This is a genomic window from Flavobacterium sp. 270, from assembly GCF_004368785.1.
Lineage (GTDB): Bacteria > Bacteroidota > Bacteroidia > Flavobacteriales > Flavobacteriaceae > Flavobacterium.
Map to the genome: position 1 here is coordinate 372,184 of NZ_SODM01000005.1, position 14,039 is coordinate 386,222.

Genomic DNA, 14,039 nt, shown 5'->3' on the forward strand with positions numbered 1-14,039 from the left:
ATTAAAGTACTTGCCAGAAAAAAAAGTCTTTGTATATTTGCACTCGGTTTTTGAGCAACGATATTCAAAAATAGAAAAACAGATAATAGACACCATTTTAAAGATACAAAGCAATGAGCAAAAGAACATTTCAACCATCGAAAAGAAAAAGAAGAAATAAGCACGGATTTATGGACAGAATGGCTTCTGCGAATGGAAGAAAAGTTCTAGCGCGTAGAAGAGCAAAAGGAAGACATAAATTAACTGTTTCTAGCGAACCTAGACACAAAAAATAATGTTTGTATAAACATACATAAGGCGATTACTTTTTTAGTATCGCCTTTTTTTATACCTTGTCGGTAATAAATTTCTCAACTTTCTAGTTTTTAGTACACTAGAACCGTTTTTTAAAATACTTTTATAACTACACAATACAAAAAAAATGCCTAAAGACACATCAATTAAATCAGTTTTAATAATAGGTTCAGGACCTATTGTTATTGGTCAAGCTTGCGAATTTGATTATGCAGGATCTCAATCTGCACGTTCTATTCGTGAAGAAGGAATTGAAGTTATTCTGATAAACTCAAATCCAGCGACTATTATGACCGACCCAACTATGGCCGATCATGTATATTTGAAACCATTAACGACAAAATCGATTATTGAAATTCTTAAAGAACATCCACAAATTGACGCTGTTTTACCAACAATGGGGGGGCAAACAGCTTTAAATTTATGTTTGGAAGCTGAAGAAAAAGGAATTTGGCAGGATTTCGGAGTAAGATTAATTGGAGTTGATGTAAATGCAATTAATATTACCGAAGACAGAGAGCAGTTTAAACAACTTTTAGAAAAAATAAATGTACCAACTGCACCTGCAAAGACAGCTACTTCTTACTTAGAAGGAAAAGAAATTGCACAAGAATTTGGTTTTCCATTAGTAATTCGTCCATCTTTTACCCTTGGAGGAACAGGAGCGGCGATTGTTTACAAAAAAGAAGATTTTGATGAACTTTTAACTCGCGGTTTAGAAGCGTCTCCAATTCACGAAGTTTTGATTGACAAAGCTTTAATGGGATGGAAAGAATACGAATTAGAACTTTTAAGAGATAAAAATGATAACGTAGTAATCATTTGTTCAATCGAAAATATGGACCCAATGGGAATCCATACTGGAGATTCTATCACGGTTGCGCCAGCAATGACTTTATCTGATACAACATTCCAAAAATTACGAGACTATGCCATCTTAATGATGAGAAGTATCGGAAATTTTGCTGGAGGTTGTAACGTACAATTTGCAGTTTCTCCAGACGAAAAAGAAGATATCGTAGCGATTGAAATCAATCCTCGTGTATCTCGTTCTTCTGCATTAGCTTCAAAAGCAACAGGTTACCCAATTGCAAAAATTGCTTCTAAACTAGCTTTAGGATACAACTTAGACGAATTGCAAAACCAGATTACAAAATCTACTTCGGCTCTTTTTGAACCAACTTTAGATTATGTAATCGTAAAAATCCCACGTTGGAACTTTGATAAGTTTGAAGGTGCAGACAGAACTCTTGGACTTCAGATGAAATCTGTTGGTGAGGTTATGGGAATCGGACGCTCGTTTCAGGAAGCTTTACACAAAGCAACTCAATCTTTAGAAATAAAACGCAACGGTCTTGGTGCTGACGGAAAAGGATATAAAAACTACGAACAAATTATCGAGAAACTAACGAATGCAAGTTGGGATCGTGTTTTTGTAATTTATGATGCAATCGCAATGGGAATTCCATTGAGCCGTATTCATGAAATCACAAAAATTGATATGTGGTTCTTAAAACAATACGAAGAACTTTATACTTTAGAAAAAGAAATTTCTAACTATAAAATTTCGGATTTACCAAAAGAGTTATTGCTGGAAGCGAAACAAAAAGGTTTTGCAGACAGACAAATTGCTCACATGATGAACTGTCTGGAAAGTGAAGTTCATACATTACGTGAGAAAATGAATGTAAACCGTGTGTTTAAATTGGTAGATACTTGTGCTGCCGAATTTAAAGCTAAAACACCTTATTACTATTCAACTTTTGAAGCTGAAATTGAAAAAGCAAACGGAGAACGTTTTGTAGATAACGAAAGTGTTGTAACAGAGAAAAAGAAAATCATCGTTTTAGGATCTGGACCAAACAGAATCGGACAAGGAATTGAGTTTGATTATTCTTGTGTACACGGAGTTTTAGCAGCAAAAGAATGCGGTTACGAAACGATCATGATCAACTGTAACCCAGAAACGGTTTCGACTGATTTTGATACAGCGGATAAATTATACTTTGAGCCAGTTTTCTGGGAACATATTTACGATATTATTCAGCATGAAAAACCAGAAGGTGTAATTGTGCAGCTTGGTGGACAAACAGCATTAAAACTGGCTGAAAAATTATCTAAATACGGAGTGAAAATCATCGGAACTAGTTTTGATGCACTTGATTTAGCGGAAGACAGAGGTCGTTTCTCAGATTTATTGAGAGAATTGCATATTCCTTTCCCACAATTCGGAATCGCTGAAACAGCTGACGAAGCTTCTGCGCTTGCAGATACTTTAGATTTCCCATTATTAATTCGTCCTTCTTATGTATTAGGAGGTCAGGGAATGAAAATTGTAATCAACAAAAAAGAATTAGAAGAGCACGTTATCAACTTGTTGAAAACGATTCCAGGAAATAAACTGCTTTTAGATCACTATTTAGCCGGAGCAATCGAAGCAGAAGCAGATGCAATTTGTGACGCTGATGGAAATGTTTATATCATCGGAATTATGGAGCACATCGAACCTTGCGGTGTTCACTCTGGAGATAGTAACGCTACTTTACCTCCTTTCAACTTAGGGGAATTTGTAATGCAGCAAATTAAAGATCATACAGAGAAAATTGCGAGAGCTTTAAAAACGGTTGGTTTAATCAATATTCAGTTTGCGATAAAAGATGATACGGTTTACATTATCGAAGCAAATCCTAGAGCTTCGAGAACGGTGCCGTTTATTGCAAAAGCTTACGGAGAACCTTATGTAAACTACGCTACAAAAGTAATGTTAGGACACAATAAAGTAACAGATTTTGATTTCAACCCACAATTAAAAGGATTTGCAATCAAACAACCAGTATTCTCTTTCAGTAAATTCCACAATGTAAACAAAGCATTAGGACCTGAAATGAAATCAACTGGAGAAAGCATCTTGTTTATTGATGACTTAAAAGACGATCAATTCTACGAATTGTATTCTAGAAGAAAAATGTATTTGAGTAAATAATTCTCAAATTCTATTATAAAAAAAGCTCCAATGAAAATTGGAGCTTTTTTAGTTTTTATTGTGTCTAAAGTTTATTCATTTTGACTAAAATTCATATTGTCTCTCGTGTTTTTCTGAACAGAAATAGCGCCAAATAAAGCCAATAAAAAAGCAAAAGCATAAAAACCTTTTTCGCTTGGTAAAATTGTAGCATTCCAAAGGCCAACTACTAAAAGTACAATTGATAAAAGCGTTCCGAACCAGCAGATTCCGTAATAAATATCCGTTACCGGAAGTTTTTCTAATCTGTCTCTAACACTCTTTTGCAATGAAACTACCGCAAAAAGACCAAACATTAAAACGGTAAAATAATATCCTTTTTCGTTTAGTAACATTTCTGCTCTTGCAAGTCCAACAATAAATCCTACTGTTCCTGCTCCAAGAGCTACCCAAGATGCGGCGATAAAGGCATTCGATGTTTTTTGTACCATGGTTATATTAATTTATTTGTATTTCGAAAAAATTCCAGAATCTGTAGCCGTCCAGAAACAGCATTTCTGACCGCTTGCTTTCAAGCCTTTATTTGCCCAGGAATTACAGGTTTGAATTAAGCTGTAACTTCCGTTTGCTTCATAAAAAGCATCTGTTTTGCCATAATTGGCATCTGTTTGTATGTGTATGAAATTTCCAGTTGCATCTTTCTGAAAACTGTCTGTAATATAAGTAATTAAACGATTGTATTGTTCTTTGCTAATCATTATCGATTTGCAGTCGTCGCCCAATCTCATTTGTCTATAATATGTAGCATGAATAGCGGTTGTACTTAATCCGCTTGCAGCTCTAAGAGCAGTAGAAGCTTTTAGATCGGCCCAAGTTGGCGTTTCTAAATAAAAACCTTTATCGCCCCAGCCCATAGCTATGTATTTGTAAGTTGAATCTGCGGTTTTGGTATTTTTAAATAAAATCTGTTTACTCCAGTCGATCTGTTCGTTTTTTGTAGGCATTACAATATCAGTGTGAACGCCATTTGTAAGGATGAAAATTTCAACTTCTGGTTTTGTGTCTGCTTCTTTCTCAATTGTGATTTTAGAAAGTGTAAATGCTATTATTACATAGAAAAAAATAAATCCTAAAAAGGCTAAGATTATTTTTAAAAGAATTTTTAATGCTTTTTTCAAGTTGAATTTTGTCATAGTTGTTTTGTCAAATTTAGATAATAAAAGTTCATTTCAAAATTCTAGCCAAAAAAAATTATAAAGAAAAATCTTTTTAAAAGTAAGAGTAAAAAAGTTTAATAATTTCGCATTTTATCTAGAAGATCCTAATAATTCATTTCATTTTCTTGTAAAAGTGTAATAAAATATTTTATTGATTTTTGTAAGAATAAATTTTCGTTTATTGATTTTTATTACAATATTTGTAATATCAATATTTGGAAATTATAAAAATGATTAAAAAAATTAGATTAATGATTGCTGGGTGTTTTTCGGTCTTTTTTAATGCTGATGACAATAAAAGAAATGAAGAAATAGAAATAGAAAAATATAGCGATGAAGTTATCATGCTGAGAGATTTTCTTTCCACAAGTATGTCTATGGATATAAAAAAAATCATGTATAATTCTAGTATAAATAGTTTTATAATTGGGGATATATTAATGTCTATAGAAGATGCCAGAGGTCGTTATAATCACTCATACTCGAAAGTAACAACTCCTGTATGAATAAAAAAAAGCTCCAATTTGGAGCTTTTTTTTGTTGAATTAAAGTAAGATTATTTTTTAAGAAGCTGTTCTAAAGGCTTTAATTGATCCAGGTTTATTTTGGATTGCTGTAGAACAGACATTAAAGTAATTATATTATTCGGGTTCATGTTTTTACCTAAAACGCGAACAACAGCAAATCCGGTTTCTTTTTTGTTTGCAAAAATTACAAACTCTTCAATATTATCATCCGTACCAACAAAACTTACCGAAGCGCCTTCTTTGCCAGAACCAAACTTCATTAACTGTTGGTATTTTGGATTTTTTAAAATCGCATTGACTTTTGTTCTTTCTGTTTCAAACTCTGCTTTGTTTTTGTCATTGATTTTAAAAGCCAGAATATTCATTTTGTCAAAAGAATTTAAGGCTTCCGTTTGTTCGGCAGATAATTTTGCTTTGTCTAAGTTTAATATGTTTGGCGAAACATCAAGTGCAATGAAGTTTTTATTGTCTGTATTCTCGACAAAATATTTCTGCAACGAAGGTTCAGAATTACAACTTATTAAAGTCAATAAAACTAAAAGTGCTGTGGTAAAGACGCTGGCTTTCATATTATCTTTTGCCTTTAGAGGCCTTTTTTAAGTCAGAACCACCAGGAAGCTGCATCTTGTCTGTAAGTACAGAAATTTCGTTTAAATCAAAATTACCTGTAAGTGATAATAAAACGGTATCGTCGTTTTTTGCACCATCAATAAACATAAGCAATTCTTTTACCTGACTATCTGTAGCGCCAGATTTTACCATGATTTTAATGTTTTTACCACCATCATTTACTCGCATTAATTCTTCTAAACCGGCTGTTTTTACATATTTATCAGCGGCAGCTTTCATGTCAGCTTCAACTTTTGGGTTTTTTGTAGTAAACACTTTTAAATAATCTAATTTTTTAATTAGGTTAATATATTGCTGTGTTTCTTTATCAGAAGCATCAACTTTTACCTTGCTCATTAAATCGAACATTTTTTTGTTTACAATTACTGATGTTACATCGTCCTGACCATCAAATTTGTCAAAAGCACCTTGTGCATAAAAAGCATTTGTAACGAACGCTAAAACTATTGTTATGATGAATTTTTTCATTTTTATTTTAATTTATTGTTTAAAGATTTTATTTTTTGATTTTTCATATTCGTTAATGTATTGTACACTTTCAATACCTACATTAACATTGTTTGACAATAGTGCCAAAGCTTTTTGCGTTGCCGCTAAGGCTTCTTCGGGATTGTCGTAGGTTCCTAATTCTGATTGCGCTACAACCGTGGCTGTCTTTTCTTCGCTCACATACATATAGGTTCCAATTCCTAGTAAAACAACAACAGAAGCTGCAATTGATAACCACGCCACATTTCGTTTTTTAGTTTGTAGTGGAATTTCTTGCGTCGATTTTTGTTCTTTTACCTGAGAGAAATAACCAAACATTGGTTTGTACTGCTCCAAATGCTGCGCAACATCTGATGAAGAAAAGTATTCTCTTAATTCTTTTTCTTCAGCAATAGTAGTTTCTCCCTGAAAGTATTTTTCCAATATATTTTCTATTTTATTTAATTCCATAACCGTGTGTATTAAGCATTGATTCTCGTATTTTTTTTCTCGCTCTCGAAAGTGCTACTCTAATAGCTGTTTCATTCATGTTGACAATTTTCGCAATTTCATCAAATTCATATTGTTCAACATCGCGTAATTGAATTAGTATTTGTAATTGTTCCGGCAATTGACCGATTATTTTTTCGACCCATTCTAAGCTGTCTTCATCTTCCAGTTTTTTATCTAACTGAGGCTGGCGGTCTGTAAAATTGTTGTGTACAATTTGTAGATTTCCTGCTCTTTTAGATTTTAACTGATCCAGACAATAATTTTTGGTCATTGTCATAGCCAATGCTTCAACACTGCCGTAAGTTTCTAAATTTTCTTTTTTGTTCCATAATTTCACCATTACTTCCTGAGTCGCGTCTTCGGCTTCCTCGGTACTGGTAAGCAATCTTTTTGCCAGACGAAAAACTTTGTCTTTAAAAGGATTTATTAATTCTATAAACACAATCTGATTCATGTGCGGTTGTTTTTGGTTTTGGGTTGGTTATCAGATAACTCACATATTTTTTATTGATGTTTACAGTTCATTTTTAATCCTCTTCATTGCATAAATCTAAACATTATACGTTAGCTTATATAGTCAAGACGAGGCACAATTATTTTTGTTACAGCCAACTTTATTTTTTTTTATTTAAAATAAATCTAAGAAACTTTTTATTGTTAAAACTAAAGGTAGTATTTTTACGTTAATACTTTTATAGATACCATTTTATGAAAACAATATTAAGAAGTTTACTCCTTATATTTCTACTCGCTTTTTCTTTGCAGTCTTGTGAAGATCAGGATGATGTAGATTCTCCGGCAGATTTACAGATAAATGATTTTATCTGGAAAGGGTTAAATCAGTACTATTTATGGCAGGCAGATGTTCCTAATCTGGCCGACGACCGCTTTACAAATCAGGATGGATTAAATTCTTTCTTAAAAGGATATTCGACTCCAGAAGATTTATTTCAGGATTTATTGAATAAACCAATCAGCAAATTTCCAAAAGGACAAGCTGTAGATCGTTTTAGCTGGATTGTTGATGACTATACTGTTTTAGAAGGAGAACTTCAGGGAACTTCAAAAAATGACGGAGTAGATTTTAGATTGAGTTATAAACCGGGAAGTACTACAGATTTAGTGGGTTTTGTACGTTATATTATTCCAAATTCTAATGCTTCGACAAAAGATATAAAACGTGGTGATCTTTTTACGGGTGTAAACGGAACACAACTTACAGTGTCTAATTATCAGTCATTATTAATAAATTCAGATAGTTATACATTAAATATGGCTAGTTACGACGGAACTTCTTTTAATACTAACGGAAAGACAGTTGCCTTAACTAAAACAATTTTGGATGAGAATCCGATTTTAATTAATAAAGTGATTGTTTCTGGAAGTCATAAAATTGGTTATATGATGTATAACGGTTTTTATGCTAATTATGATACACAGCTAAATACTGCTTTTGGACAATTGGCAGCGCAGGGAATTACAGATTTTGTTTTAGATTTAAGATACAACGGCGGTGGATCTATCCAGACGGCAACACGTTTGGCAAGTATGATTACCGGGCAGTTTAAAGATAAAATTTTTGCTAAAGAGAAATGGAACGATAAGATTAATAAGTCTTTTGAAATTGATGATCCGGAATCGCTAAACAATAAATTTGTAGATAATATTGGCGGAACACCTTTAAACAGCTTGCGTTTAAGTAAAATATATATTTTAACGACTAACGGTACAGCTTCTGCAAGTGAATTGGTTATTAACGGTTTGGCGCCTTATATTACAGTAGTACAAATAGGGGATTATACAGTAGGAAAAAATGTTGGATCGGTAACATTGTACGATTCTGAAACTTTTACCAAAAACAAAGTAAATCCAAATCATAAATATGCAATGCAGCCTTTGGTACTTAAAATTGTAAACGCAAATGATTTTGGTGAATATACAGACGGTCTTAAACCAACTTACGAACAATTGGAGTATGTATCTAATTTAGGTGTTTTGGGAGAAGCTAATGAACCTTTATTAAATACAGCTATTTCTACCATTACAGGTGCAACTGCTAAAAAAGTACAGCAAGATAGAGGTAAGGCATTAAAAACTTTTATTGATGCCAAATCAATGAGCGGTATAAAAAATCAGATGTATCTTGAGAAAGCTCCCGAGGGACTTTTGAGATCATTAAAATAATAGAATTAAAAAAGGCTTTCAGAAATGAAAGCCTTTTTTGAAAAAACAAAAACTAATTCTAATTCTAAAAATTAATCGTTAAAGTAAAAGCCGTTTGGTCCTAAACCAACTGCTAATTCTTTTTCTAATGTTCCGCTTAAGTTGTATAGAAAAACTTTACTGTCTGTACCAAAATCACCTCCATCAGCAAGATAAATACGATTATTATTTACGGCAAACCCATAAACATAACCAGGAAGTGTAGAAGTTAAAATTGGAGTAGTTGATGCAGCTGTCGCTGAAGTAGCAACTGAATAAACTGAATTTCCTACTGTATAATAAGCTTTATCATTGTAAATGTCTAAAAATCCAGCTCCGTCTAATGCAGCAGGAAATGCAATTTTAGAGATTAATTTATCTGATAATCTAAGTTTTATAATTTCGCTTCTATCATTGCCAGGAGCTCTTAAAATATATAAAATACCATTTGCTTCTTCTATACCATCTGCACTTGGACCGATATCTATTGGGGTGTCTAATTTTTTCGTAGCAATATCAACAATCAATAATTTGCTATTACTAAAAGGTTCTGTAATGTATAATTTTCCGTTTTGTTGAACTATTCGGTTAGCTGTTGCATTTAAGTCAATTTTAGATTCAAAAGCGTTCGTTTTTAAGTCAATTATAGCAACATAATCATCTGTACTGCTTTCAAAAGTATTTGCATTAGTTACATAAGCCTTTCCGTCTTTTACAACACCGTATCTTGGGTTTACAAGTCCAGTTTCTACTTTTGCAATTAATTTAAAAGTATATCTGTTTACTACATCAATAACATTTGAACCACCAGAAATAATATAAGCATTGTCGCCATCAAAAAAGATATTTTGTAAATATCCACCAGGCAAATCGTTGTTATTAGCCGTTCCGTAAGCATCTTTTGTAAATGTTGATAAATCATCACTTGAAAAAGAAACTGTTCCTTTAGCTTTGCTTCCTTCATTCAAAACAAAAAAACCATTGTCATAAACCCCTTTTGGGTCATTATCATCATCATTAGAACAAGAAACGAAAAAAGAAACACTAATTGCTACAAGAAGCAGTTTGGTTAATTTCATAATATTAAAATTTTAAGGTTAAATACATATTAAAGTTGCGACCCGGCATAGGTCTGTCTTCCAGACTTTCGTAATCTTTATTCAAAAGATTCAGAACTTTAAAACCAAGTTTGAAAGAGTCTAAAAATTTAAAATCATAATCGATTCCAAGATTAGAAATCATATAATCATTAATAATTTCGTCTGGATTATTATCGGCTCTGGTGTAAACAAAACCATTATATAAAAACTGATAATAAGCAGAAATTCTATTTCTAGAATACGAAACAGCTCCCGTAACTTTGTTGTAAGGAACATAAAAAAGCTGTTTTTTAGTTTCTTCATTTTTTGAAGCCGTATAAGCATAAGAAGCATTTACAGTCAAATAATTTTTACCAAATTGTTTCTTCCAGCTCAATAAAGTTTCAGTTCCGTAACTGTTTACTTTATCTGTATTTAGAGGTGACCAGATACCGCCCTGACCCGGAACCCACTGTAGCAAATCTTTTATTTTGATGTAATAAAATGTCTGCGTAAGGGAGATGTTTTTGAATGTAAAAACGTTTCCAATTTCCGCCTGATAAGAACTTTCTGGTTTTAAATCCGGATTACCGCCCTGATCCCAATACAAATCATTATAAGTTGGAATTCTGAAATTTCGTGACAAATTCAATTTAAAATTGTACAATTTGCTAACCTGATAAGAAGATCCAAAAGAGAATAAAACTGGAGAATCGTAATTGTCTGTAAATTCTTTTCTAACGCCAAATTCATTTTTCCAATTGACATTAAAATCTTGTTTTACAAGTAAAGATGCCGAACTAATTTCGCGAACGTGGTCTCCAAAACTTGTTCCGTAACCTTTCGTTCTATTATAATCTACAATACCATCTATTTGTGTAGATTTAAAAAGCGTGTAGCCTAAATCAAGTTTTGTAGTTAAGCTTTCCGTTTTTCCATAAGAAAAAGTATCTAGTGCATTATCTTCAAAATATTGATAGTTTTCTGTTATAAATGCGGTTTTAAAATTGGTTTTAAATTTTCCGAAATCACCGTCATATTCCAGCAAGTTTCTGTTAAAACCGTTTACATATTTACTTTTAGTTTCAGTTTCTGTAAGTAAAGAAGTGTTTCTATCAGTATTAGAAGTCTGACTGTATAATTTTAAACTGTTTTTAGCATCAAATTTATAACCCAGATTAGCACTCATCGTTATAATATCGTATTGCCCGTTTTGGTTCCAACGCTGTTCACCGCGCCAGGTATATCGGTTTAAATACTTATAATCATTGGTCGAACTGTTTTTAGAAAACCCAATTTGAGCGCTCCATTTTTCGTTTGAAATATTGGTTTTATAATTAATTCCGATCGTATTAAAGCTTCCGTAATCTAATTGCAAAGTATTTTCAAATCGCTTATAAAAGCTCAAATCTGTATTTAAATGGACAGTTCCTCCAATAGCACCGCTTCCGTAAATTATACCACCGCCACCGGCTTTTATGCTCACAGAGTTATAGTCAGAGCCCGCAATAGTATTAAAATCGGTACTTCCGTTCATTTGAGAATTGATATTAATACCATTCCAAATTACAGCGGTCTGAGACGAAGTAGTTCCTCTAAAAGAAACCGTAGAAAGCATACCGCGTCCGTATTCCTTAAAATAAAGCGTAGAATTAAAATTTAATAAATCCGTAAGTAAAGCTTCGTTTTTATTAATGACAGAATCATTAAGTTTTAAAACCGACTGCGAATTGGAGAATTTTTTAAGATTGGCATCAGAAACCACAACTTCTTTAAGACTTGTAATAGAATCCTGCTGCGCCGAAATAATCTGGCACAACAATAGAAAACAAAATGCAAAACGTTTTTTTAAAGTCATAATTTCTTCACTCTTTTTCCCGAGAGCTCGATATTAGTTACAAAGGCAGGTCTCCTGGCTTGCGTCTTGTTGTTTGCCTTCCCACCCGCCGGGGCGAGCAGTGGTTTGTAGATAACAACAAGCATTCGTTTTAGAACTTAGCTTACAGTTGCGGGTACAGCTCAAGATTTTACTTGATTCCCTTTTAATGTGTTACGTAAATCATAACACAACCTTAAATTTTGTGCAAAGATAAAGTTAAAATTATCTAATTATCAAATTTGTTTTAGTTTTTGGATAAAATTGTAAACAAAAGCGATTTATAATTCAATTTTAATAACCTGTCCAAAATCGACTTTATTCTGAAAAGCATGTTTTAAAGGCAATGAAGTCTGGTGGCATAAAAAACTTCTTACGACTCCTGCATGACATACAATAATGATGGGCTGATCTGTTTTTTTTGAAATTTGTTCCGATAAAAATTGACCCGTTCTTTCGTGCAGTTCAACAAAAGATTCTCCGTTTGGCACGCCAATAGATACAAAATCTTCCATCCAGGGATCAATTTCTTCGCGCGGAATATCGTTCCACTTTTTCATTTCCCAATCACCAAAATTCATTTCCATTAATCTAGGATCTTCCTGATAAGAAACTGTTTTGATTTTGCTTTGAATGTATTTTGCCAAAATAACACATCGCTGTAACGGACTTGAAAATATAAGTGCTTCTGAAGGCAATTGTTTTACTATATTTTCAAAAATTTCATCAAAAGGTTCGGCTATTGCAAGATCAGACTGTCCGTAACAAATGCCTTTTTCGCAGACGGTTTCGGTATGGCGGACTAGATAAATTTCCATATAAAAAGAATGCTTAAATAATATATGACTTCACAAACCTGTTGTGTTGCTCCAAGACAATCTCCCGTATAACCATCAATCCATTTTTGAAAATATCGAGCCAAAAAATATCGGGTTATAAAAACAGGAATTAAAGCCAAAAGAAACTGATATTCAAAATAAGAAAGTGCCAGCAAAGGAATTAATCCGAAGAAAAAAGCACCTGAAATTTCTTTCCATGTATTGCTTTTTGCAATTGGTTTACTTTTGCTTGTAGCATCGTCTCGCGAATATTCGTGCGTGAAAATAATTGAAATCGCTGCCAAACGACTTAAAGCATGAGCAGAAACAAATAGCAGAAAGATTTTTAAATAAGAATTGTTATCGGTGAAAAGCAAAATAGATTCTGATAGTAATTTGAATTTCAATAAAAAAAGCAAAACCAAGCCGATGGCTCCATAAGCTCCAATTGCACTGTCTTTCATAATAAGCAGGATTTTTTCTTTAGTCCAGCCTCCGCCAAAACCATCGCAGACATCTGCGAAACCGTCTTCATGAAAAGCTCCGGTTGTGAGAATTGAAGCTATAATGGCTAAAATCACAGCACTTTCTGTCGATAGAAAAAGTGAAAAAATATAAAAAGCGATAAAAGAAATGGTTCCTACAATCCAGCCAATTAAAGGGAAATAACGTGTGGCTTTATTTAAATAATCGGGATGATGGGTGATGTTTTTAGGGCAAGGTATTCTGGTGTAGAACATTAAGGCAGTGAAGAAAATATGTAGTTCTTTTTTCATTTTAATACTGTGTGTTAATTCGGCTAAAGCCAAGTTTGATTGGCTGTTTTTGACCAACATCTAAAGATGTTGGCAATTCAAACTTTAGAATTTGTATATTTTTTGAAATTTATATAGAATGCTTTGTTACTTATTTATGAAATTATTCAGGTAAATTAATAATGTTTTTGTTGAATTGCCTCCAGATTTATCTGGAGGTCACAAAATTGACCAATAGAAGGGCTTTAGCCAAATTCTAATTATAGATTATTTTTTTGAAACCAAATTTGCTGATAATTTCATCATATTCTTCTTGAAATGTTTTTTTCTTATGATGAGATTCTTGATTTTTAATATAATCTCTCACCTTATCAACAACAGATTCCGAAACAGAAACAGCAAAATATTCATCTTGCCATTCAAATTTTTGCTTAGTTAATTGGTTTTTATTAATCCAAAATGAAGATTCTCCTTTGAGTAACTGCATGATTTTTTGAATACTTTGATTGACACCCAAAGAAATTAAGCAATGACAATGATCTGAGTATCCATTTATAAAATCAACATAAATTCCTTTTTCTTTGGCATTTTGACTTATATGATTCCAGACTTTTTCTCTTAATTCTGGAGTGTCTAAATAAGGAAATCTATTTTTAGTACTCCAAACAAAATGAATATAAACTTTAATTAAAGGCATA

General features: G+C 32.6%; 15 protein-coding genes and 1 riboswitch. Of the genes, 4 read left to right on the forward strand and 11 right to left on the reverse strand.

Going from position 1 to position 14,039, the window contains the following annotated elements; all coding sequences use genetic code 11:
• Positions 1 to 113 precede the first annotated feature (113 nt).
• Together rpmH and carB are read left to right on the forward strand one after the other, a co-directional pair.
• Positions 114 to 275: a 50S ribosomal protein L34 gene (rpmH, locus tag EV144_RS18990; RefSeq protein ID WP_008464848.1), complete on the forward strand. Its 162-nt coding sequence runs from the start codon at positions 114 to 116 to the stop codon at positions 273 to 275.
• Between the two features lie 146 nt (positions 276 to 421).
• A complete protein-coding gene (carB, locus tag EV144_RS18995) occupies positions 422 to 3,277 on the forward strand; it encodes a carbamoyl-phosphate synthase large subunit (protein ID WP_134150725.1) in 2,856 nt (951 codons plus the stop codon).
• 71 nt (positions 3,278 to 3,348) lie between these two features.
• Here the strand turns inward: carB and yiaA are convergent, their stop codons facing one another.
• Positions 3,349 to 3,747, reverse strand: coding sequence for an inner membrane protein YiaA (gene yiaA, locus EV144_RS19000; protein ID WP_134150726.1), 399 nt, complete (start codon positions 3,745 to 3,747; stop codon positions 3,349 to 3,351).
• Between the two features lie 12 nt (positions 3,748 to 3,759).
• On the reverse strand, positions 3,760 to 4,449 hold the full coding sequence (locus tag EV144_RS19005) for a TIGR02117 family protein (RefSeq protein ID WP_243854710.1): 690 nt from the start codon (positions 4,447 to 4,449) through the stop codon (positions 3,760 to 3,762).
• A gap of 254 nt (positions 4,450 to 4,703) precedes the next feature.
• On the opposite strand from EV144_RS19005, the gene EV144_RS19010 reads away from it, so the two are divergent.
• Positions 4,704 to 4,979, forward strand: a complete 276-nt coding sequence (locus EV144_RS19010) for a hypothetical protein (RefSeq protein ID WP_134150727.1) — start codon at positions 4,704 to 4,706, stop codon at positions 4,977 to 4,979.
• Positions 4,980 to 5,029: 50 nt separating this feature from the next.
• Here the strand turns inward: EV144_RS19010 and EV144_RS19015 are convergent, their stop codons facing one another.
• Genes EV144_RS19015 through EV144_RS19030 form a run of 4 tightly spaced genes read right to left on the reverse strand, consistent with a single transcriptional unit; the run spans position 5,030 to position 7,065 of the window.
• Positions 5,030 to 5,569, reverse strand: a complete 540-nt coding sequence (locus EV144_RS19015; RefSeq protein WP_134150728.1) for a DUF4252 domain-containing protein — start codon at positions 5,567 to 5,569, stop codon at positions 5,030 to 5,032.
• A 1-nt stretch (position 5,570) separates the two neighbouring features.
• The gene (locus EV144_RS19020) at positions 5,571 to 6,098 is read right to left on the reverse strand and encodes a DUF4252 domain-containing protein (protein WP_134150729.1); all 528 of its coding nucleotides are present in this window, start codon (positions 6,096 to 6,098) and stop codon (positions 5,571 to 5,573) included.
• Between the two features lie 12 nt (positions 6,099 to 6,110).
• Positions 6,111 to 6,569, reverse strand: coding sequence for a hypothetical protein (locus tag EV144_RS19025; protein WP_134150730.1), 459 nt, complete (start codon positions 6,567 to 6,569; stop codon positions 6,111 to 6,113).
• Complete coding sequence (locus EV144_RS19030; RefSeq protein WP_134150731.1) at positions 6,556 to 7,065, reverse strand: RNA polymerase sigma factor; 510 nt, start codon at positions 7,063 to 7,065, stop codon at positions 6,556 to 6,558. The genes EV144_RS19025 and EV144_RS19030 overlap by 14 nt, the downstream gene beginning before the upstream one ends.
• Positions 7,066 to 7,319: 254 nt before the next feature.
• Here EV144_RS19030 and EV144_RS19035 point away from each other — a divergent pair, with 254 nt between their 5' ends.
• Positions 7,320 to 8,795 carry a S41 family peptidase gene (locus EV144_RS19035; protein WP_134150732.1) on the forward strand — a complete coding sequence of 492 codons (1,476 nt, stop codon included), beginning with the start codon at positions 7,320 to 7,322 and terminating at the stop codon, positions 8,793 to 8,795.
• A gap of 71 nt (positions 8,796 to 8,866) precedes the next feature.
• Here EV144_RS19035 and EV144_RS19040 read toward each other — a convergent pair whose 3' ends face one another.
• The 5 genes from EV144_RS19040 to tnpA form a co-directional block, all read right to left on the reverse strand.
• Positions 8,867 to 9,892, reverse strand: coding sequence for a YncE family protein (locus EV144_RS19040; RefSeq protein WP_134150733.1), 1,026 nt, complete (start codon positions 9,890 to 9,892; stop codon positions 8,867 to 8,869).
• 4 nt (positions 9,893 to 9,896) lie between these two features.
• A complete protein-coding gene (locus EV144_RS19045; protein ID WP_134150734.1) occupies positions 9,897 to 11,750 on the reverse strand; it encodes a TonB-dependent receptor plug domain-containing protein in 1,854 nt (617 codons plus the stop codon).
• Between the two features lie 26 nt (positions 11,751 to 11,776).
• Positions 11,777 to 11,982: riboswitch (cobalamin riboswitch) on the reverse strand.
• Between the two features lie 67 nt (positions 11,983 to 12,049).
• On the reverse strand, positions 12,050 to 12,586 hold the full coding sequence (gene cobC / locus EV144_RS19050; protein WP_134150735.1) for an alpha-ribazole phosphatase: 537 nt from the start codon (positions 12,584 to 12,586) through the stop codon (positions 12,050 to 12,052).
• On the reverse strand, positions 12,571 to 13,362 hold the full coding sequence (locus EV144_RS19055; protein WP_134150736.1) for an adenosylcobinamide-GDP ribazoletransferase: 792 nt from the start codon (positions 13,360 to 13,362) through the stop codon (positions 12,571 to 12,573). Before EV144_RS19055 ends, cobC begins: the two co-directional genes overlap by 16 nt.
• Positions 13,363 to 13,597: 235 nt before the next feature.
• Positions 13,598 to 14,038 carry an IS200/IS605 family transposase gene (tnpA, locus tag EV144_RS19060; protein ID WP_134150737.1) on the reverse strand — a complete coding sequence of 147 codons (441 nt, stop codon included), beginning with the start codon at positions 14,036 to 14,038 and terminating at the stop codon, positions 13,598 to 13,600.
• Position 14,039 lies beyond the last annotated feature (1 nt).

Coding starts and splice junctions, on each gene's coding strand:
- rpmH (WP_008464848.1), top strand. CDS start 114: ATGAGCAAAAGAACATTTCAACCATCGAAAAGAAAAAGAAGAAATAAG.
- carB (WP_134150725.1), top strand. CDS start 422: ATGCCTAAAGACACATCAATTAAATCAGTTTTAATAATAGGTTCAGGA.
- yiaA (WP_134150726.1), bottom strand. CDS start 3,747: ATGGTACAAAAAACATCGAATGCCTTTATCGCCGCATCTTGGGTAGCT.
- EV144_RS19005 (WP_243854710.1), bottom strand. CDS start 4,449: ATGACAAAATTCAACTTGAAAAAAGCATTAAAAATTCTTTTAAAAATA.
- EV144_RS19010 (WP_134150727.1), top strand. CDS start 4,704: ATGATTAAAAAAATTAGATTAATGATTGCTGGGTGTTTTTCGGTCTTT.
- EV144_RS19015 (WP_134150728.1), bottom strand. CDS start 5,569: ATGAAAGCCAGCGTCTTTACCACAGCACTTTTAGTTTTATTGACTTTA.
- EV144_RS19020 (WP_134150729.1), bottom strand. CDS start 6,098: ATGAAAAAATTCATCATAACAATAGTTTTAGCGTTCGTTACAAATGCT.
- EV144_RS19025 (WP_134150730.1), bottom strand. CDS start 6,569: ATGGAATTAAATAAAATAGAAAATATATTGGAAAAATACTTTCAGGGA.
- EV144_RS19030 (WP_134150731.1), bottom strand. CDS start 7,065: ATGAATCAGATTGTGTTTATAGAATTAATAAATCCTTTTAAAGACAAA.
- EV144_RS19035 (WP_134150732.1), top strand. CDS start 7,320: ATGAAAACAATATTAAGAAGTTTACTCCTTATATTTCTACTCGCTTTT.
- EV144_RS19040 (WP_134150733.1), bottom strand. CDS start 9,892: ATGAAATTAACCAAACTGCTTCTTGTAGCAATTAGTGTTTCTTTTTTC.
- EV144_RS19045 (WP_134150734.1), bottom strand. CDS start 11,750: ATGACTTTAAAAAAACGTTTTGCATTTTGTTTTCTATTGTTGTGCCAG.
- cobC (WP_134150735.1), bottom strand. CDS start 12,586: ATGGAAATTTATCTAGTCCGCCATACCGAAACCGTCTGCGAAAAAGGC.
- EV144_RS19055 (WP_134150736.1), bottom strand. CDS start 13,362: ATGAAAAAAGAACTACATATTTTCTTCACTGCCTTAATGTTCTACACC.
- tnpA (WP_134150737.1), bottom strand. CDS start 14,038: ATGCCTTTAATTAAAGTTTATATTCATTTTGTTTGGAGTACTAAAAAT.